20 protein-coding genes are annotated in these 21,801 nt (G+C 35.4%); 16 read left to right on the forward strand and 4 right to left on the reverse strand.

All coding sequences use genetic code 11. The features are described from left to right. Positions 1-986 precede the first annotated feature (986 nt). The 16 genes from HLI_RS14910 to HLI_RS14985 all read left to right on the forward strand — a co-directional run bounded on the left by HLI_RS14910 (position 987) and on the right by HLI_RS14985 (position 18,239). Positions 987-1,748 (forward strand): YveK family protein, encoded by a 762-nt coding sequence (locus HLI_RS14910; RefSeq protein WP_128525713.1) that lies wholly within the window; start codon positions 987-989, stop codon positions 1,746-1,748. Continuing rightward, complete coding sequence (locus HLI_RS14915) at positions 1,738-2,433, forward strand: CpsD/CapB family tyrosine-protein kinase (RefSeq protein ID WP_128525714.1); 696 nt, start codon at positions 1,738-1,740, stop codon at positions 2,431-2,433. The genes HLI_RS14910 and HLI_RS14915 overlap by 11 nt, the downstream gene beginning before the upstream one ends. Before the next feature lie 213 nt (positions 2,434-2,646). Then, a complete protein-coding gene (locus tag HLI_RS14920; RefSeq protein ID WP_128525715.1) occupies positions 2,647-3,420 on the forward strand; it encodes a tyrosine-protein phosphatase in 774 nt (257 codons plus the stop codon). A gap of 255 nt (positions 3,421-3,675) precedes the next feature. Next, positions 3,676-4,449, forward strand: a complete 774-nt coding sequence (locus HLI_RS14925; protein WP_128525716.1) for a tyrosine-protein phosphatase — start codon at positions 3,676-3,678, stop codon at positions 4,447-4,449. A 46-nt stretch (positions 4,450-4,495) separates the two neighbouring features. Continuing rightward, positions 4,496-6,367, forward strand: a complete 1,872-nt coding sequence (locus HLI_RS14930) for a polysaccharide biosynthesis protein (protein WP_128525717.1) — start codon at positions 4,496-4,498, stop codon at positions 6,365-6,367. A gap of 76 nt (positions 6,368-6,443) precedes the next feature. After that, a complete protein-coding gene (locus HLI_RS14935; protein ID WP_128525718.1) occupies positions 6,444-7,463 on the forward strand; it encodes an NAD-dependent epimerase in 1,020 nt (339 codons plus the stop codon). Positions 7,464-7,483: 20 nt separating this feature from the next. Beyond that, positions 7,484-8,764, forward strand: a complete 1,281-nt coding sequence (locus HLI_RS14940; protein ID WP_128525719.1) for a nucleotide sugar dehydrogenase — start codon at positions 7,484-7,486, stop codon at positions 8,762-8,764. A gap of 75 nt (positions 8,765-8,839) precedes the next feature. Then, entirely contained in the window at positions 8,840-10,129 is a 1,290-nt protein-coding gene (locus tag HLI_RS14945; protein WP_128525720.1) for an O-antigen polymerase, read from the forward strand. A gap of 37 nt (positions 10,130-10,166) precedes the next feature. Next, positions 10,167-11,549: a lipopolysaccharide biosynthesis protein gene (locus HLI_RS14950; protein ID WP_164908577.1), complete on the forward strand. Its 1,383-nt coding sequence runs from the start codon at positions 10,167-10,169 to the stop codon at positions 11,547-11,549. Continuing rightward, positions 11,550-12,665, forward strand: a complete 1,116-nt coding sequence (locus HLI_RS14955; protein ID WP_128525722.1) for a glycosyltransferase family 1 protein — start codon at positions 11,550-11,552, stop codon at positions 12,663-12,665. Positions 12,666-12,677: 12 nt separating this feature from the next. Further along, complete coding sequence (locus HLI_RS14960; protein ID WP_128525723.1) at positions 12,678-13,778, forward strand: glycosyltransferase; 1,101 nt, start codon at positions 12,678-12,680, stop codon at positions 13,776-13,778. Positions 13,779-13,854: 76 nt separating this feature from the next. After that, positions 13,855-14,991: a glycosyltransferase family 4 protein gene (locus HLI_RS14965; RefSeq protein WP_128525724.1), complete on the forward strand. Its 1,137-nt coding sequence runs from the start codon at positions 13,855-13,857 to the stop codon at positions 14,989-14,991. 14 nt (positions 14,992-15,005) lie between these two features. Beyond that, positions 15,006-15,569 (forward strand): sugar transferase, encoded by a 564-nt coding sequence (locus HLI_RS14970; protein ID WP_128525725.1) that lies wholly within the window; start codon positions 15,006-15,008, stop codon positions 15,567-15,569. Between the two features lie 10 nt (positions 15,570-15,579). Beyond that, positions 15,580-16,104, forward strand: coding sequence for a GNAT family N-acetyltransferase (locus HLI_RS14975; RefSeq protein ID WP_128525726.1), 525 nt, complete (start codon positions 15,580-15,582; stop codon positions 16,102-16,104). Next, positions 16,104-17,072 (forward strand): ATP-grasp domain-containing protein, encoded by a 969-nt coding sequence (locus HLI_RS14980; RefSeq protein WP_164908579.1) that lies wholly within the window; start codon positions 16,104-16,106, stop codon positions 17,070-17,072. Before HLI_RS14975 ends, HLI_RS14980 begins: the two co-directional genes overlap by 1 nt. A gap of 21 nt (positions 17,073-17,093) precedes the next feature. Continuing rightward, complete coding sequence (locus HLI_RS14985; protein WP_128525728.1) at positions 17,094-18,239, forward strand: DegT/DnrJ/EryC1/StrS family aminotransferase; 1,146 nt, start codon at positions 17,094-17,096, stop codon at positions 18,237-18,239. Positions 18,240-18,680: 441 nt separating this feature from the next. Here the strand turns inward: HLI_RS14985 and HLI_RS14990 are convergent, their stop codons facing one another. The 4 genes from HLI_RS14990 to istA form a co-directional block, all read right to left on the reverse strand. Continuing rightward, the gene (locus HLI_RS14990; protein ID WP_128525729.1) at positions 18,681-18,878 is read right to left on the reverse strand and encodes a hypothetical protein; all 198 of its coding nucleotides are present in this window, start codon (positions 18,876-18,878) and stop codon (positions 18,681-18,683) included. Further along, positions 18,871-19,131, reverse strand: a complete 261-nt coding sequence (locus tag HLI_RS14995; RefSeq protein ID WP_128525730.1) for a helix-turn-helix domain-containing protein — start codon at positions 19,129-19,131, stop codon at positions 18,871-18,873. The genes HLI_RS14990 and HLI_RS14995 overlap by 8 nt, the downstream gene beginning before the upstream one ends. A 486-nt stretch (positions 19,132-19,617) precedes the next feature. Next, a complete protein-coding gene (istB, locus tag HLI_RS15000) occupies positions 19,618-20,379 on the reverse strand; it encodes an IS21-like element helper ATPase IstB (protein WP_128524611.1) in 762 nt (253 codons plus the stop codon). Then, positions 20,376-21,608, reverse strand: a complete 1,233-nt coding sequence (gene istA, locus HLI_RS15005; RefSeq protein ID WP_128526851.1) for an IS21 family transposase — start codon at positions 21,606-21,608, stop codon at positions 20,376-20,378. Before istA ends, istB begins: the two co-directional genes overlap by 4 nt. Positions 21,609-21,801 lie beyond the last annotated feature (193 nt).

Genomic DNA, 21,801 nt, shown 5'->3' on the forward strand with positions numbered 1-21,801 from the left:
AGTTGAATTTTAAGTGTTCGTTTCCGTTACTAAGGGTGGAGCTATGAAGGACCGGGGAATCGCTCGCTTTCCGTGGGCGTGCGCTGAGCCTCTTCAGGCTTCGCCTTCCGGGGTCTCATCTAACCCGCGTATCCCACAGGAGTCTCGCAATTTCCTGGTCCTTCTTGCGTTTGTTAAGAGAACGGAAACATCAGATTCGCTGCTACAAGTGAAAAAGTTCTTAGGAGCGAGAGCCTCGCTGGAGTGCATGTACCTCTACAAAGCTTAGGACATATTCACCCCCCTATGCTGGTGTTTTCTTTCCCCCGCGGGAGTCTCTAGCCAGCCCATTTCTTCTTTGGTGAACGGACCCCTTTCGTTTCGAGATGAGTCTCTAATGTTCAGAGCAAGCATGTACGATGATGTTGCATCTAATTGTCCTTTCACTTTACTCTCACAAAAACGGAACTTTTGCCCTAATATTCTAAGAGGTTCTTCAGCAATGTTTCGACAGCAGGAATTTTAGCGCTTCTCTTTCAATGGACAAGAAAATCACTCTTTTTAGATGAACCACTGTTGATTCCACGATGAGCGTTCGGTGGTGACGCCTGTGGGAACAGCGCGAGGCGAAGATCCACTTGGTCAAGTGATCTTCTTGACCAAGTTAGCTGAGGCCGTGCCCGCGGCAAGCACCCACCGATAAGCGATTCGTGAGAAGCAACAACACCACATGTTCACACCAAATGCCTCGGAAGCGAGTTGTTTCTCAACCACCCTCAGGTATATATAGTAACGAACCCAATAATCACTAAGAAATGATTGCTAATAATTACCTACTAAACAAATGCGGGAATTGACCGATGTTGTATAATGGGGCATCGTTATCATAGTTTAAATGAACAGGTATACCTAAATTCAAAGAAAATTGTTACCAAGTACTTAAACTATGAAAGTAGTATGCTATAATATTTCTATCTATAATTCGACAAAATATTGGAGGTTCATTCATGGAAGAAACCATCTCCTTGAAAGAAATTTTCGAGGTTTTAAAGAAGAGAATCTGGTTGATCCTCGGCTTAGCAGCAGGAGCAGCCATCATCAGTGCAGCCATTACGCTTTTTGTTTTAACACCGACGTATGAAGCATCAACACAGTTCATCGTCAATCAATCTCAGGAACAATCGGAGAATTCTCCCTATGATATCAATGATATAAAGACAAATGTGGAACTCATTAATACTTATAATGTGATTATCCAAAGTCCGAGAATCCTGGACGCGGTAGTGGAAGAATTGGAATTGAATATGACATCTAGCGAACTATCTGAAAAGTTGCAGGTAGCCAATGCCGAGCAATCGCAGGTCGTGAATGTCACAGTGACAGATCCTGACCCACAACGAGCGGCTGAGATTGCCAATACGACCGTTAATGTATTCAAAGAAGAAATTCCACAGTTGATGAGTGTGGATAATGTCAATGTCTTATCAAGCGCTAATGTCGGATCGAACCCATCACCTGTAAGTCCGAATACGGTGTTGAACATCGCGATTGCGCTTGTCGTCGGGTTGATGGTCGGAGTAGGAATCGCTTTCTTACTGGAATACCTTGATAACACGATCAAGTCGGAAACAGATATTGAAGAATCCTTAGGCATGCCGGTCCTTGGTGTTGTATCTACCATTACAGAAAACGACATTCCAACCCGGACGGCTCGTACAAGAAAAAAGCCGGAAGTAACCGAAATGAGGGGTGAATCAGTTGGCACGTAAAAAGAATATAGCCCTTAATACGAGAGCAAGAAGGTTGATTGCGGATGAGAATCCGAAATCACCGATTGCTGAACAGTTCCGAACGATCCGCACAAACTTACAATTTACGACCGTCGATCATGACCTAGAAACAATGCTCGTCACATCTGCGAGTCCATCTGAAGGAAAATCGATTACGACAGCGAATACGGCCGTGGTCTTTGCCCAGCAGGGGAAGAAAGTCCTGCTTGTCGATGCCGACCTGCGTAAACCGACCATCCATTACACATTCCGGATTGGAAATACAAAAGGATTGAGCAATTACTTAGTCAGTGAACAAGCGGTTACCGACTTGGCGACGAATAGCGAAGTTAAAAACTTGGATTTACTGCCATGTGGTCCAATCCCGCCGAACCCGTCTGAGCTTCTCGGTTCGCAAAAGATGAAGGCATTCATCGAAGAAGCGAAGAAAACGTATGATATGATCATTTTTGATACCCCCCCAGTACTTGCCGTGACTGATTCTCAAGTCTTATCAAGCTTTGTCGACGGTGTACTGCTCGTCGTCAGAAGTAAACAGACAGAGAAAGAAGCAGCTGTGAAAGCGAAAGAACACTTGCAACAATCTAATGCGAATCTACTAGGTGCGGTCTTGAACGATCAAGACTTGAAATCAAGCAACTATTATTACTATTATGGGCAATAAGCGAAGAGAGAATGGGTAGTTAGACTCCATTCTCTCTTTTTTGTATACCTAAAGACCTATAAATAATTAAAAATTTGTAGAAAAAATAAATATAAAGTCGAATGATAAATAAGCGAATAACCTTTATTTACTAATTGCATGTTGGTATAATCAAATATAGTATTATAAAAAGAGAAAAGTATAGGATTATGAAACGGAAGGGGAGTAGGTCTTTTGATAGATATTCATAGCCACATCCTCCCTGGGGTCGATGATGGAGCCCAGACAATGGATGAAAGTATAAAAATGGCGGAAGCAGCCGTGAAGGACGGAATTGATAAAATTGTCGCTACACCACACCATAAGAATGGTTCGTATGACAATTTCAAACATAATGTACTGATTCAAGTTGGGGAACTGAACCGTACATTCGAAGAACGGAATATTCCGCTCGAAGTACTGCCAGGTCAAGAGACAAGAATTTATGGTGAGATGATCGATGGGATAGAAAAGAATGAAATCCTGACCATCAATGAAGATACAAAATACGTATTTGTCGAGTTTCCATCGAACGCTGTTCCGCGCTATGCGTCACAGCTGTTTTTTGATTTACAAGTGGCAGGCTATCAGCCGATTATCGTGCATCCCGAGCGCAACAAGCAGCTTATCGAAGATCCCGATCTGTTGTATTCCTTCGTCAAACGGGGAGCTTTCACACAGCTGACGGCTGGAAGTGTTTGCGGTCATTTCGGGAAGAAAATCAAAAAGTTCTCTGAGCAATTGATCGAGGCGAACTTGGCCCATGTAATCGCAACTGACGCCCATAATGATTCAACAAGAGGCTTCTGTCTGAAAGATGCTTACAGTGAAGTGAGGAAAAATTTCGGGCTTGATATGGTCTATATGTTGTCAGAAAATGCTGAGGACATCATCGCTGGAGACGTTCTTGCCGCAGAACCTCCCGCCCATGTAAAAAAAAGCAAGATTCTAGGGATTTTCAATCGATAGATCTCTTAGGATGAAAAACTAGAGTAACTTTTAGTATGAAGTTATATGCTAGAGTTACTCTTTTTTTCGTTGAATTTTAACAATGTAAGCGGATTATCAATAATTTATTACATTTTATATGAAAATATTGCAAATAACTACAATTCCACCCTTCAATGCGACAACGCAAACTGCTATAATGAATTTATTACAATAAAGTGACGGAAATGGAAAAATAGCAATCAAGCATTTTGGAGACAAGGGAGAAGGTACGTTTTGATAGATATTCACAGCCACATTTTGCCAGGTATCGATGATGGAGCTCAGACAATAGAAGACAGCATAGTGATGGCAAGGGCAGCGGTGGAAGATGGTATCCATACCATAATAGCGACCCCACACCATCAAAATGGCCGGTACATAAATGGGAAACAAGAGATTCTTCCACTAGTCGAAGACCTCAACAACCATCTAGAAAACCACAACATCCCGCTGACTGTGCTGCCAGGCCAGGAATCACGGATTCATGGCGAAATGATTGAAGGTTTACACGAAAATGAAGTCCTAACATTGAACGCTAATGAAAACGGCTATGTTTTTGTTGAATTTCCATCCAATCATGTCCCACGTTATGCAAAACAAATGCTTTTCGACATCCAGGTCGACGGTTATCAACCAATCATCGTCCACCCAGAACGGAACACCCAGCTCATCCAGGAGTCAAATCTTTTGTTGGAAATGGTTGAAAAAGGTACCTACACCCAAGTGACCGCCGCAAGTGTCACCGGTCGATTTGGTAAAAAGATAAAGAAATTCACCCACCAGTTAATCGAATCCAATCTGACTCATCTCATCGCTTCCGATGCTCATAATACGACGTCGAGAGGCTTTTGTTTGAGCGAAGCTTTTGAGGAAGTGGACAAAGAGTTTGGACCTGAGATTGTCGATTTGTTTTTGGAAAACAGTGAAGCGGTCGTTTCAGGTGCAGCCCTGATTAGTGACCAGCCGCAACCTATTAAAAGAAAGAAATTGCTTGGTATTTTCGGATGAATGAAAGACTAACAAGAACCCTACACAAGGAAGGAGAGGATAGTTTATGACAACAGCTTATCGAAGACGTTTATTCCTGCTGATTGCCATTGATTCAATCATCGTTTCCTTTTCCATCTACATGTCGCACTTCTTCTTGAATCCATATGTCGCTGTTTTCGACCAGATCATGCTTGTATCATCTCTTGCTCTATTAATCTCACATCATTTATTTTCAAGCATGCTCGGTATGTATAAGAAGAAATGGCGTTATGCGAGTACAGAAGAACTGCTCGGCATCTTTACTGTCGTCACTCTATCTATTATATCGACAGCAATCATTCAAGTTTTAGCTTTTGGGATGATTTATGAACGGGCGCTCACAATCACATGGATGTTACATATCTTGTTGATCGGTGGAGTGAGGTTCGCATGGCAGTATTATAAAACCTATGGAATTACGTTGAATCCGAAACTGAGAAAAGCGAAAATCCTCAGTCAAAACCCTAACCGCCAAAAGACATTGATTGTCGGAGCAGGAGCAGCCGGGCGCATGCTGGCAAGACAGATGAACAGCTCGAAGGAATTCAATGGGGAAGTCACCGGCTTTGTGGACGATGACTTCACGATGCATCATCTGACGATCAGTGGCTTGCCGGTCTTTGGTAATACAGAAAAAATAGAACAGATTGTAGAAAAATATCAGGTCAATCATATTGTGATTGCTATGCCTTCTGTAGAGAGAGAGCGGATTAAAGAAATCATCCAAACCGCAAAAAGTGTTGTAAAAAACGTGCAGACACTGCCGATGATTGAAGATATCGCGCTTGGTAATGTTTCCGTCAATCAAATCCGCGACGTAGAGATTGAGGATTTGTTAGGACGTGACCCTGTCGAACTTGATATCGACTCGATTGAGTCCGAAGTAAAAGGGAGAACGGTTATGGTTACGGGCGCCGGCGGCAGTATCGGCTCAGAAATATGCCGACAGCTGGTGAAGTTTGGACCAGAGCGTCTCATTTTACTCGGTCATGGAGAAAACAGCATTTATACGATCCATATGGAGTTAAAGCAATATGAAATCGATACAGAACTGGTGACCGTTATCGCCGATGTTCAGGATCGAGAGCGAATCTTCCAAGTCGTGGGAGATTATGCCCCTTCCTATATCTACCATGCAGCTGCCCATAAACATGTGCCATTGATGGAAGCGAATCCGAAAGAAGCGGTGAAGAATAACGTGATTGGGACGAAAAATGTCGCCGAAGCAGCTGATCATGCCGGTGTGAAAACATTCGTCCTTGTTTCGACCGACAAAGCGGTCAACCCACCGAACGTGATGGGCTCGACGAAGCGGATTGCGGAAATGGTGATCCAGAACCTGAGTAAAAGAAGCAGGACTAATTTTGTCGCTGTACGCTTTGGGAATGTTCTCGGAAGCCGGGGCAGCGTAATTCCATTGTTCAAGAAACAGATTGCGGCAGGCGGCCCCGTTACAGTCACTCATCCAGACATGACACGGTACTTCATGACAATACCAGAAGCTTCAAGGTTAGTGCTTCAGGCTGGAGCATTAGCTAGAGGCGGCGAGGTATTTGTTCTTGATATGGGCGAACCGGTTAAGATCGTCGATCTAGCGAGAAATTTAATTCATCTATCAGGGTTTACAGAGGATGAGGTTCCGATTGATTTTAATGGGATAAGACCTGGTGAGAAGATGTATGAGGAGCTTCTTAGTGAAAAAGAAGTGAATAAGAAACCAGTATTTCCTAAGATTTTCATTGGGAAGACGGTGGAGTTTGACTATCGATTAGTGCAATATCTATTGGATCATCATTTGGAAAGCAGTGTGGATGATTTGAAAGAATATGCGATTGACTTGGCTAATAACCAAATTCCCAATCATAAGATTGAGAACGTTTATGCTCTTAGAACTTAATGTGCAATCACTATTTTTTTGTTTAAAACCACTTATTGAAATGAAATTACAAAGCAGTTTTTTAAAGGAGAAGGTTATGAAGAAAATTTCAGTTACAGGTGCAGCAGGCTTCATTGGTTTTAATTTATCAAAAAGATTACTTTCAGAAGGGTTTCAAGTGGTGGGGTTGGATAACATAAACGATTATTACGACCCTAATTTAAAACACTCACGCTTGGATATTCTGAAAGAAGAGAAGAACTTTAAGTTGTATAAAATTAATTTGGAAGAGAAGGAAAGAATGAATGACTTTTTTGAAAAAGAGAGGCCTGAAATTGTCATTCACTTAGCAGCACAAGCTGGTGTTCGATATAGTCTTGAAAACCCTCAAGCCTATATAGAATCAAACGTTGTAGGTTTCACAAATATACTAGAAGGGTGCAGACATTACAAAGTAGAACAATTAATATATGCTTCTTCAAGTTCTGTTTATGGCGCAAACACTAGTTTACCGTTTTCTGTCCACGATAATGTTGATCATCCTATCAGTTTATATGCCGCAACTAAGAAGTCTAATGAACTTATGGCACATACTTACAGTCATCTATATAAACTACCTACTACAGGTTTGAGATTCTTCACAGTTTATGGTCCATGGGGAAGGCCAGACATGGCTTTATTCTTATTTACTCAAGCCATTTTGAACGGTGAACCCATTAAAGTTTTTAATAATGGAGAAATGATGAGAGATTTCACTTACATTGATGATATTGTAGAAAGTATTTATCGTTTAACTAAGACTACTCCTAAACCGAATACTCTATGGAGTAGCAACAACCCTGATCCTGGCACAAGCTATGCACCATACAAAGTATATAATATAGGAAATAACAATCCTGTGAGGCTTATGGATTTCATTAGTGCTATAGAAAAAAAGTTAGGGATAGAAGCAAAAAAAGATTTTCTTCCTTTACAACCTGGCGATGTGCCTGAAACATACGCAGATGTAGAAGATCTTTTTAGAGAAGTTGATTTCCGACCACAGACTTCAATTAAAGATGGAATTAGTAATTTTATTGATTGGTACCTAGAATACTACCAAATCGACAATAAATAGTTTTATGGGGGATTTAAATTATGAATAGAAAAATAGCAGTAGTGGGGTTAGGATACGTAGGTTTACCGGTGGCTGTAGCGTTTGGTAAGACACATAAAGTGGTTGGCTTTGATGTTAGTGGACATAGAATACATACTTTACGTGAGGGTATTGATTTTACGGATGAGGTAGAAACAGTAGATTTAAAAGAGGCTAATATTGACTTTACTAACGATCCAAATTCACTAAATGATGTGGATTTTATTATTGTAGCTGTACCGACACCAATTAATGAAAATAAACAACCGGAATTAACCCCAATGATTAAAGCATCTGAAATGATTGCTAAACATATGCAAAAAGGAACAATTATAGTATATGAATCTACTGTTTATCCAGGCGTTACTGAAGAAATATGTGTTCCGTCTTTAGAAGAGCATTCAGGATTAAAGCAAGGTGAGGACTTTTTTGTTGGCTATTCACCTGAACGTATAAATCCTGGTGATAGAGAGCATACCTTCACGAAGATTACTAAAGTGATAGCTGGTGAAAGTGAAGGGATAACTAATATTATTGAAGAGGTTTATGGCTCAGTAGTAGAAGCAGGGGTACATCGGGCTAGCTCGATTAAAGTTGCAGAAGCAGCTAAAGTAATAGAAAATACCCAAAGAGATTTAAATATTGCATTAATGAATGAATTGGCTATAATTTTTGATAAATTAGATATCGATACTAATGAAGTTTTAAAAGCAGCAGGCACTAAATGGAATTTTCTACCTTTTTCACCAGGTTTAGTTGGGGGGCATTGTATAGGTGTCGATCCTTATTATCTAACATATAAAGCAAATGCTGTAGGATATCATCCAGAAGTTATTTTGGCTGGTAGAAGAATCAATGATGACATGGGGAGATTTATCGCCACATCATTGATAAAAAGAATGATTAAGAAAAATATGCCAATCCAAGGTTCGAGAGTAACTATCCTCGGTTTAACATTCAAAGAAAACGTTCCAGACCTAAGAAATTCAAAAGTGATTGATGTAATACACGAATTGAAGGATTTTGGAATTGATGTACAGGTAACCGATGCAGAGGCTGAATACGAAGAAGCTTTGAAGGAATATGGAATAGAACTTGTTCCCTATGAAGAAATAAAACCTGCTGATGCAGTAGTTTTTGCTGTTCCACATAATAGCTATATTGACAGAGGATGGTCACAATTCGAAATGTTACTAAAGCATGGAAAAGGAATTGTAGTAGATATTAAAAGTAGTTTACCTCAGGATGAAACACCAGCAAACATAGATCTTTGGAGGTTATAATAATTGATGAGTAAGAGTGATTTTAAAATTTATATCGTCAACTATAATTGACGATTTTAATGGAAGTGTTCTACTGTGTTGAAATTTTATTTGAATATTTTTTTGCTATCTATATTTGGAGTACTTGTATTCATAGATGTCCACTATTATATTTTTATGCCAATATTAATAGCTTTATTTTTTGTTAATTTTCCAAAATTAAACTATGATAATTTGTTGCTTTTTTCTATTTATACCTCATTTTTTGGGATATATCTATCTTTAGAGAACTTCCCAGAAATACAAATTTATAGATTATTAATTTTACCTATAGGATTTTATATTCTCTTAAAGGGTTTATTAAAAAAACAAAAAATTTACCTTTATTTTTTGATGATATTTTTGTACATTTGGATTCATCCATTCTTAGTTTCGTGGAAAGGATCGCTAGAAAACCTTACATTTACCATGACATTATTAAGTACCTACTTTGTGATTTTAGTAACTTATGAAATATGCAAAAGAGGTCAAATAAATAAGCTTTTAACTTCATTTTTACTTTTTATTGTATGTAATATAATAGTTAGTGTGTCAGAAGTAATTACTTCCGAGCACTTAATATATTCAAACATAGTAAATTATACACAAACCAATTTATTTCTCCCAACAGGGTTTTTCTTTAATCAAAATGATCTAGGTATTACATTACTATGTTGCCTTATAGTAATAAATATTATGGATAATAAAATAAAGTACAATGTATTATTGAATTTTTCAATCACAATATTGATTTTTATTATTAGTTCTCGTACATTAATAGTTTGTACAGTAGCCTTTTATTTAATATTATTTTTTAAGAATTTTAAATTCAGGAATATATTCAAAGTTATATTTATTGGTATTCCTTTTGTTTTAGTTATTTTAATGATAGGAACTAACTACTATGATACTATAGGCAGTTACTCAGTAGAAAAACTATCAAACATAATTAACATCTTTGATAGCAGAAATGAAGTTTATGCATATCATATAAAATTGATTTATGAATATCCATTTGGTCTTACAGAAAATATGTATAATAATTTAGTCTTTAATAAAGGAATGACCAATTCTCATAGTTTAGTAATTGAGTTAACTCAAAGGTTTGGCCTTATCTTTATTTTTGCTTTAATAGCTACCTTGATTCTTTTTTTTATAAAGAACGTAAAAGGAAACAAGTTATATATAGGCACAATATTAATTATTTTTTTTCTTATGTCCAATGTAAGTTCTAGTTTGTTAACGGGGAGTAACATAGTCTGGAGTCTAACTGTTCTTGCTATATTAATGATCGTTGATGAAAGTAGGTTAAAGAGTAAGTATGCTACTCAAGAATGTAATTATTAGAAAATTTCTATCCTTTTCGGTCGGTAGTTGGGTTAGTTTGCTTATTGCCATAGTAACTACACCTATAATAACTAGAATTCTTACACCAGAAGATTATGGGATTTATTCTCTTTTTTTAGTTAGTACAAATCTATTCTTATTACTAGCATTGTTAGGAACAGATCAGATGTACTTTAGGTTTTATCCCGAGTTAAAAAGGGATAATCATGAATTATTAAGGAAAGTTATTGTAATAAATATAATTAGTTTCATTGCTATAACCATTTTATTACTAGTTTTTAGAGAGCAGTTATCCGAATTGCTTTTTGGTGTAAGGATTAATAATCTAATTATATTGCTAATATTATATATAGCGGGTAGGTTGGTAATAAGGATATGCTTGTCAATATTAAGAATGGAGGAAGAAGGAGTTAAATATTCCTTCATTCAAGCCGCTATTAAACTTTTTGACTTAATAATAATAATATTGCTTATTTTTATTATTAGTAGCGATTCTTATACTTTTTATATTCCTGTATTGTCTTTAGTAATTTCAAACTTTATTGTGGTTTTTATTTCTATATATTATACTCTTAAAACTTGGAAAATGGTTTTATTTGATAGAAATACTAAAATATTTATTAGCTATAAGGAACTTATAAAATATGGCTTTCCCTTTTCTTTGACACTTCTAATCACTTGGTTATTTCAATATACAGATAGGCTATTGTTAAAAGAAATGAACGGTATGGAGGATGTGGGTATATATTCGGCTGCTTTTAAAATTGTTTCAATCTTACTTATTTTACATACTAGTTTTAATTCGTATTGGATACCACTAAGTTATAAAAAATTTGAAGAAAAAAACAATGATACAATCAATTTCTTTGTTCAGTCGTTTAACATAGTTTCTTTAATAACATTTAGTTTAGGGATTATATTGATTTTATGTAAGAGCTTATTGAAAATATTATTAGGACAATCATTTTATGATTCTATAAATATTTTTCCGATACTAGTAATTATCCCTGTTATGTTAATTCTTTCAGAGGTTACTATGGTAGGTATAAACTTTTATAAAAAATCCTATTTACACATATATATTTCTATAACTATTACATTGATTAACGTGGTTGGGAGTTACTTATTGATTCAATGGATAGGAATTATGGGGGCGGCGATATCTACCTCTCTTTCTTATCTAATATACTTCTTCCTTAGAACTTGGGCTGGAAATTATTTTTATAAAATAAAGATAAATTATCTGAGTTTTACAAGTAATTTACTTTTGTTTATTCTCTTAGCTCTTCTAAACAGTTTCTTTGATCCACTTAACCATATTATTTTAATAATTAATTCTATATTAGTTGGGACTTTCTTAGTGATAAATATTAGCCGGTTTTATGAAATCTTTTCTAAATTGCGTGGAGGTATAAAATAAATGGTAAACAAAAGAGTGTTACATGTTTTTGCAACTTTAGATAAAGGTGGAGCTGAATCCAGAATATTAGATGTCTATAGAAATCTGAATGAAAAAGTGCAATTCGATTTCTTAGTGCTTGATAATAAAGACCATTATTATGATGCGGAAGTTAAATCGTTAGGTGGAAAAAAATATACCATTAATCATCCCAAAAATGTTGGAGTTCTTCGACATTTTTTAGAATTATACACCCTTATAAAAAATGAAGGTCCATATCAAGCAGTTCATTCTCACACGTCTTACCATCAAGGGATTGTAGCATTAGCTGCTAAAGCAGCAAGAGTTCCAAATATTATTTGTCACTCGAGAACTACTTCCAGTCTCAAAGACCGTGGTTTAAAATTCCAAATTGCTCTTTTTTTAGGAAGAAAGCTAATTAACCTAGCAGCGACAAAAAAATTAGCCATTAGTAAAGAGGCTGGAGAATTTCTTTTTAATACAGGGGAGTTCACAGTTGTTCCAAACGCTATAGATATTGAGAGGTTTTTCATTTCGGATAAGACACAAAAAGAAAAGATGGATTTTTTTAATATTGATGAAGCGGATATTATTATGGGCCACGTTGGAAGGTTTGCGAAGATGAAAAACCAAAAGTTTTTAGTGGATATTTGTAATAAAATGATTGATAACGGCATTAATGCTCACCTTGTCCTCGTAGGCGAAGGGCAACTGAGAAAAGATGTTACGAAATTAGCAATAAACCAGGGAATTATTAATAATGTTCATTTTTTAGGCCTAAGAGAGGATGTTCCGGAAATACTTAAATCGATTGATGTATTCGTTATGCCTTCTCTTTATGAAGGGTTGGGCGGTGGAGCTATAGAAGCTCAGGCTGCAGGAGTTCCTTGTGTAACTTCTGACAAATTACCTGAGGAAATTAATATGGGTCTGGGTTTGTTGAAAAAAATAAGTCTTGAAGACAGCATAGAACAGTGGATAAAAATAATTACTAATCAAATTAATATTGATAGACCCACTAATAAGAGTATTAAAAGGAATTTTGAAAAGAAAAAATTTACTATTGATGAAGAAGTAACACAATTATGTAAAGCTTATAATATTATTTTGAAATAGGGGTAAAAACTTATGAAAAGGAAAAAAGTGTTGCATATTATTCCTAACACAACTTTTGGTGGAACATCCAAATTAATATTAGATATTTATAAAAAAGTAGATAAAAGCCTAATACATTTTGATTTTGTTTCATTTAATAAAGGAGAGTTACATTCTGAATTTACTCGTTATGGATCTAATGTAGAGTATATCCCTTATATAAAAGAAACCGGTATTATTAAACATATAAAGCTAATAATGTCGATAATAAAGAAGAATGGTCCATATGATGCTATTCATGTTCATAATGGGTATAAAGCTAGTCCTGCCTTATTTGCTGCAAAAATATCAGGGATTAACAACAGAATAACTCATATCCACCAAAACAAAGTTAGTAGTAGATGGATAAAAGGCTTGTTTCCAATACTTAAGTATTTTCTTAATTTACTTTCAACAAAAAAGGTAGCTTGTAGTAAAAGTGCTGGGGAGTTAGTCTATAGTAACAGTTTTCAAGTTATTAATAATAGTATAGATTTGGAAAAGTATGATTGGAGCAGTTTAACTTCAAAGGCTGATTTTAAAAAAGAGTTTGATATTCCAAACAATACTTTGGTATTAGGACATGTTGGTAGGTTTTCAAATGTAAAAAACCATGAATTCTTAATAAATATCTCAGAGTATTTAAAGAGTGAGAAAGTCCCTCATAAATTACTTTTGATAGGTAAGGGGCCTTTAGAAAAAAGTATTAGAGAATTAGTGAAAAAAAAAGGGCTAGAAAATAATGTTAATTTTTTAGGTAATAGATTCGATGTTCCTGATTTAGTGAAAAATTTAGATGTATTTTTGTTGCCATCTTACTTCGAAGGTTTTTCAATAGCAACTTTAGAAGCACAGGTATTAGGGGTGAAAAGTATAATATCTAATAATGTACCAAAGGAAGTCGACTTAAATGCAAATATTATAAAATATAAAAAATTAAGTGATGGAGCTGAGAGCTGGGGTAGAGAAGTGTTAGGGATGATTAAAGAGTCTCCTTTAGATGAATGGGAAATAAAGCATTCCCTTAAAGTAAAAGGCCTAGATCTGGAGACAACTGTGAAAGAATTTGAAAATTTGTATTTTAGAACTCCTTAATGGAGTAAAGTATATTTATTCTTATTTGAAATTTACGGTTAACTAAATATTGGTGAAATTTTGATAGGGGGAAATTATGAAAATAGTTCAAATTAGTGCAATTGATTCGACTATGAATGGCTTATTAAGAGAACTCAATACTACAATTTTAAATGAAGGACATACCTTAATTTGTGTATGTTCTGATGGTAATAAAGTTAAAAAAATGAAAGATGAAGGTTTTGATATAAGAACGATTAATATAGATCGAAAAATTTCGCCTATTAAAAACGTAAAGTCTATTATCAATATGGTTAAATTATTTCGGAAAGAAAAACCGGATGTAGTTCATGTTCATACACCTGTTGCTTCGGTTTTAGGAAGAATAGCGGCAAAGTTGGCAAAAGTTCCTACAATTATATATACTGCGCATGGATTCTATTTTCATGAAAATATGACACCAATGAAGTATAAAATATTTTATTTGATAGAAAAGTGGTGTGCAAAATTGTGCACGAATTACATTTTTACACAGAGTGAAGAGGATGGTAACTTAGCAATTGAGAACAATTTTTTACCAAATGATCGTATTACTGTAATTAGTAATGGAGTTGATGTTAATAAAAGTTTTAACCCCACAAATATAAATGAAAATAGGATCAGGGAATTAAAAGAAGAGTTTAGTTTTCGGGAAAATGATGTTATTGTTACTTTTATCGGAAGACTGGTTAAAGAGAAAGGAATTCTTGACTTATTAGAAGCTTTCAATATTATTGAAAAGGAAAATATTAAGTTACTTGTAATTGGTGAAACTAGTGCTACGGAAAGAGACCAAGAAACTAAGGTACAATTAGAAATTCATAGAAGTAATCCAAACATAATTTTTACAGGCTATAGAAATGATATTCCCGATCTATTAGCTTTAACAGATATATATTGCCTTCCTTCTTATCGTGAAGGAATGCCAAGGTCTATTATTGAAGCTATGGCTATGGAATGTGCAATTATTGCTACAAATATTCGAGGGTCACGAGAGGAAGTAGATAATAGCCTTAATGGTTATTTAGTTAATTTAAAGTCTCCTGATGAAATTGCTTCTTCTATAATTAATTTATCAACTTCTAACAAAACACTAAATTCTTTTAAAGTAAAAGCGAGAGAAAAAGCTGTCAAATATTATGATGAAAAAAAAGTTGTGAAAAGGCAATTAGATGTATTTAATAAAACTACTTAGGAGATAGATCAGTTATGAAAAGATTGGTTGACTTAATTATTTCCGTTTTTGCGTTTATATTTTTTATACCGTTATTATTTATAGTGGGAATCTTGATAAAAATTGAAGATAGAGGTCCAGTTATTTTTAAACAAAATCGTGGTGGAATCTATCAAAAACACTTTGAAATATACAAATTTCGAACAATGGTTCAAAATGCTGAGAATATTGGACTTAAGTACAAAACAGAAGAAAATGACACTAGAATTACTAAAGTTGGAATGTTCTTAAGGAAATATAGTATTGATGAGTTGCCACAACTTATTAATATTATCAAGGGAGATATGTCTGTAGTTGGACCAAGACCTGCACTACCAGTGCACACTGATAATTACAATAAATATCAACTTAAACGTTTGCAAGTTAAACCGGGAGTAACTGGGTTGGCTCAAATTAAGGGAAGAAATAATTTAAGTTGGGATGAAAAAATAAATTGGGATATTAAATATGTAGAGAAACATTCCATATGGTTAGATATTAAAATAATATTAAAAACAGTGAAGATAGTATTCAATAAAAAAAATATATATCAAAAATGAGAGGGATAACATGTTAGTTAACAATAGTATAAGGATTAGACCAATTATGTTGGAAGATATTACTATTCTTAATAAATGGAAAAATGATCATAGTGTTTTTAGAAACCTTGGTGGAGGTTTTAAACCTGTATCAATTGATCAACAAAGAAACTGGATGGATAATATGATTGATATGAATGGGAATAATAAAAGGTTTATTATTGAAATAAAGAATGGAGTACCTATAGGTATGGTTGGGCTTTACAACATTAACCATATTAATAGAAACTGTGAATTTGGCATTTACATAGGTGAAAAGGAACATAATGGAAAGGGATATGGTACTAGTGCTACTGAATTAATGTTGGATTTTGCATTTAACAATCTAAATTTAAATAAAATTAAATTGTTAGTAAATGAAGGCAACCCAGCTATTAATTTATATAAGCGTTTGAAATTCAATCAAGTAGGTAAGATGAGTCAAGAAAGGTTTATAGATGGGGAATATGTTGATGTAATAATAATGGAAAAATTAAAGGATGAGTGTGATATATAGTGAATGTTTTAGTATGTAGTGCAGGAAGAAGAGTGAAAGTTGTTCAGTACTTGAGACAAAATATAAATAAAAGTGGCGGAAAAGTAATCACAGTAGATTGTAACGTGAACGCACCCGCATTGTATTTTGGAGATGAATTTGACATCATACCTCAAATTGACAATGAAGAATACTTGGCATCAATTATAGCTGTATGTAAAAAATACAAAATAAAGGGTATTCTCTCACTAATCGATCCAGAATTAGAAATGTTAGCTAAAAATAAGAAGATATTTGATGAAATAGGTGTAACATTAGTACTTTCTCCATTAGATGTAATTCAATATTGTTATGATAAGCAGGAAACTTATAATTACTTGACTACATTAGGAATACCAGCAATACCCACTTTTAGCAGTTTAAAGACTGTGACTTCCTTAATTGAAAGAAAAGAATTATCATTCCCACTTGTAGTTAAACCTGGTAAAGGAAGCGCAAGCATTGGTATTAACATTGTTAATAATAAAATTGCCCTGAAGAATGCTTTTTCTGAAGGGGATGACCTAATTATTCAGCCCTTTTACAAAGATCTTGAGTTTGGTATTGACGTATACGTTGATTTAATTTCAGGAGATTTGGTGGATATGTTTATTAAAGAAAAAGTTAAAATGAGATCAGGTGAAACGGATAAAGCGATTTCAGTACATAACATTGAAATCGAAACTTTAGTTAAAAAGTTTATTTCTAGAACAGGTTTTGTGGGTCCCATCGATATTGATTGCTTTAAATACAAAGGGAATTATTACATTTCAGAAATAAACCCACGTTTTGGAGGAGGTTATCCCCACGCTCAAGAGATGGGGTGTGATTTTATGGATTACATTAATAATAACTTAATAGGTAAAGAAAACAAGCCATATACTAATTATAGATATGAAGAGGATTTTGTAATGATGAAGTATGATGATGTTTTTTTATATAAAAAGTAGGTTAGTTGGAGGGAATACAAGATGAATGATCAGAAACGAATTTTCCTCTCGACTCCCCATATGAGCGGAAAAGAACAGAAATACGTACAGGAAGCGTTTGATTTAAACTGGATTGCCCCATTAGGTAGTAATGTTGACGCTTTTGAACTAGAACTTGCAAAGTATAATTCTATGAGAGATGCAGCTGTGGTGAATTCTGGAACCGCCGCTATACATTTAGCTTTAAGATTACTAAACGTTGGTCAGAAAGATATTGTTTTTTGTTCTTCCTTAACTTTTGTAGCTAGTGCCAATCCTATATTATACCAAGGTGCCACGCCAGTATTTATTGACTCAGAGCCTGAAACCTGGAACATGTCGCCTCAGGCTTTAAAAAAAGCATTTGAGGACGCTAAAAAAGAAGGAAAGTTTCCAAAAGCCGTAATTGTTGTTAATTTATATGGTCAAAGTGCCAAAATGGATGAAATTTTAGCTTTATGTAATAGTTATGGAGTACCTGTGATAGAAGATGCTGCAGAATCACTGGGAAGTACGTATAAAGGACAAATGAGTGGTACATTTGGAAAATTTGGAGTTTTCTCATTTAATGGAAACAAAATAATCACCACTTCTGGTGGTGGTGCGCTTGTCTCTAATGACGAATCTTCATTAAAGGATGCTAGATATTTAGCTACCCAGGCTAGGGATCAAGCTGTTCATTACCAACACTCAGAGATTGGATTTAATTATAGGATGAGTAATGTAATTGCAGGAATTGGAAGAGGTCAGCTGGAAGTGTTGGACGAGAGGGTTGCTCAACGGCGGACAGTATTTGAGCGTTATTATAACTCATTTAAGAATATAGCTGGTATAAAATTTCAGCCTGAATTGGAGGAGTCCAAGTCAAATAGGTGGTTAACTGCATTAACAATTGATCCACAAATTACGGGTGTTTCCTGTCATGAAATTATTGAAATGCTTAATAAAGAGAATATTGAAGCACGTCCAGTGTGGAAACCAATGCACCTTCAACCTCTTTTTGAAGGTGTGAAATATTTTCCTCATGATAAAAATAATAGTGTATCTGATTGTTTATTTGAATATGGTTTGTGCCTACCTAGTGGTTCTAATATGTGCGTAGAGGATCAGGAAAGAATAATTGCACATATTATGGATTTTCTAAAGTGAAGCTCGGGAGAAGTTATTTCCGAAAAGATGTGGGAGTGTTTGGATGCATCTTCTTTCTGGTACTTATTTATAGTGTATCTTGCCAAACCTTGCAGTGGCAATAGATAAAAGTACCGATACTAAAAACACTGTTGTAGAGCGATAAAGGGTAACGCTCTCTCTATGATAAAAATGATATGGAGAGGGTGTTTTTTTAGGTTGTATATGTAAGTATGTTCATGTATTATATCGGGAAAGCTAGAGAGGACGTCCCTAAGCTTGAAAAGTGTTCTCCTAAATAACGTCCATCATGTTTTAGATAGCTTTTAATTTTGGTGCCTGCTCCCCCACTGCGTTAGAGAATTAAAGGTAAGCGTAACACCAGGAGGTTTGACTATTGGTGTTACGCATTTTTGACGATTCAACATTAGTATATGCTCATATTAGCATGTAATGGTAAGACTATAATTGAAGATTGTCTTCTTCAATTATAGTCAAGATTTTTTGAATCGTTTCATTTTTGGAATAACCTTCTGCTTTATATGTGATTTTTTTAAATGTGGTTAAAGCCATAAAATGATTTGAGCCGAGGAGTTCAATAAATAACGATGAGGTATTTGTAGGAAGGAAGAGGTATTCTTTCTTTGAGGGATCAGTCATCTGACTTCTCCCCCTCCCATTGCCTATCAATTTCCGGCAGGAGTGATTGAGGCGAAACTTTTAAAGCAATTGCTATTTGGTAGATGGATGTCACTGTAGGGTTCTTCTTCCCTCTTTCAATTCCACTAATGTATGTAGGATCCATACCTGCCCTGAAGGCTAGTTCTTCTTGCGATAAACTAAATTCATGTCGAACGCTTTTTAAATGTTTACCGAATGATTTTTTAATGAGTTCTTTCGTTAACTTTTCCATATGAAAATCATCATATGGATGGAAGATATCGACCACAGACTATGAGTCAAGTTTTGGTTATTATTAACATTTTAGGTGCTGTAATTTATTGAGATGAAATGATTGCTCTCGTTTTAACCATGATGTACTTCCTATGAAGGGTTTCAGTTGAAATTGGAGATTTTCGATCCGACGGATGATATTGAAACATAGGAAGGGATGAAGGACTCGACGCTGTAGGGTTCTTTTTTTAATGGTACAGCTATGCCTCGGTGTCTGACGCTGGAACAAATGTTTGATGAGGGAGGCACTTTTTGCGACAGTTTTATATTAGTGTATGCTCATGTTAGCATGTATAAATAAGAAATATTTATTTGAAAGAAGCGCGAGGACCGTCCCTGCGCTTCATTAATAAAACGTTTAACTTTCGAAATAATAAGAGCGAAGGGAGGGATGTCAACAACGGTTTGAAATTCCCTGTTTTCAACGGAATCAAATTCCCTATTATCAGCGAATATTGGCTGGCTGGATGCCGGCCTTTTTCTTTTCCCTCAGACGATAAGAGTCTCCTTTAATATTAAAGGTCGTGGAATGGTGGATTAGACGATCCAAGATGGCCGTTGCTAAAACTTCATCTCCAAAGATCTTTCCCCATTCAACGTACGATTTATTTGAAGTAATAATCATTGCTCCATGTTCGTATCTTCTTGATATGATTTGGAAAAGTGTGTGTGCGCTGAGTTCATCGAAACTAAAGTAACCTAGTTCATCAATAATTAGTAATTCTGGGCGGCTATACCTTTTAATAATCCGTTGGATTAACCCTTGTTTTTCTGCCTTTTGGCATTCAGCGATAAAATCATTGGCTGTAATAAAAAGTGCTTGGTGTCCGTTCGTGATAGCTTCAAAAGCCATGGAAATGGCTAAATGTGTCTTTCCTACTCCTGGTGGTCCAAGGAGTAGGATATTATCTCCATTATGGATATATCGACCCGATAACACTTCTTTAACTCTTCGTTCATCTATACTCGGTTGAAAACTAAAGTCGAAGTCATGAATACTTTTAATGTAGGGAAGCTTTGCTTTTTTAAGACGCTTATCTAAAGCTGCCTTTTCCTTCTGTTCGATTTCTTGTGATAATAGCGTGATTAAGAAGTCCGAATATGGTACATTATTTTTAGATGCGTCTTCAAGCAGGCCATCTATTTGATCGGCGGTGTGATGCCAACCGATTTCTTCTAAGCGTTCAACTAAAAGGTTTGTGGTCATGATTGATCACCTCCTTCTAGTTGCTCATAAATTTGAAGGGAACGTTGTTCTACTTCAATATCAGGGGACTGTAAACGGCTGTGGGTCGGCAAACCATCAGTAGTCGTTTGCAGTCCTTTATAATGTTTAAGGTTTATATGGTCTCTTACCTTACCAGTCATAATAGGATGTTTAGCCACACATTCATAATGGTCATAAATTTCTAAATGATGATCTAATGTTTCTTTTATCTTCAACTCTTGTCCAACGTACCGAAAAGGTACGGAATACCTTTTACCGAGATAGGAAACAAAGCAATCCTTACTCACTTTCCTAATTTCCCAATGATGAATAGGAAACAATGGTTTCGTATTTGACGTCATCAAATGCTTCTGTTCATGCTGGAAACGATTATGAGGTGATTCGAGCGTTGTCTGATGAACCTTACGGTTTGCTACTTGATCTAACCACACTCTTACATCTTCATTTAAAGCTTTTAACGTAGGTTCATGCTTGCGCTGCAAAAAGTTCTTCTTTAAATATCCAACAACATTTTCTACTTTTCCCTTTGTTTGTGGTCGGTGTGGTTTACATGCCTTTGGAACAATTCCATAGTAAGCTAAAAATTCTTCGAACTTCCGATTGAATCTTATTTCGACTGGGCTATGCCTGATAACAGCAGTTTTCATATTGTCATACAAAATTTGCTCAGGCACTCCATTGAAATAAGCAAAAGCATTCATATGGCACTTCATTAACGTTTCTAAATCCATGCTGTCCGTAAACTCTACATATTTAAGCCTCGAATAACTCAGTAAAATCACAAAAGCATAAATATCCTTTATTTCACCATCAACTGCGAATTTACCAATGTGTCCCCAATCCATTTGAGCTTGTTTTCCAGGAGGAGTCTCGTATCTTATGGTAGCTTGCTTTTTTGGTCGCACCCGATATGGTCGAATGAAATCCCGGAGGATTGTCATTTTGCCCTCGTACCCCATAGATATAATTTCATCTAATAATACGGTGCAGTTCGTGGTACCTTCCTTCATGCGTTTCTCTAAGTAATCTTTGAAGGGATCTAGCTTACTACCTTTACTTGGTACTTTCTTCATCCTTGGTAACTCTTCAGATTTTATGTACTTCCTAATAGTTTTAGGGTCAAAGCCAGTCTCTTTAGAGATAGCTGTGATTGACCACCCTTTTTGAAATAGTTCTCTAATCATAATGAATTCCCCAATCTTGATCATCATTTCTACACTCCAAATCTTTATCTAGTATAGAAATGATTATCTGTTATTATTGGGGAATTTGAAACCGTTGTTATTAGGGATTTTAGCACCGTTGTTCACAAGGGATAATCATGGCGCAAGGAAACAAAAAACTTTCGAATAAAAACGCACAACAGCATGACCGTAAAGAAGAGAAACAGCCGAGAACAAA

Source organism: Halobacillus litoralis (assembly GCF_004101865.1).
In the GTDB taxonomy this organism is placed as follows: Bacteria; Bacillota; Bacilli; order Bacillales; family Halobacillaceae; genus Halobacillus; species Halobacillus litoralis_A.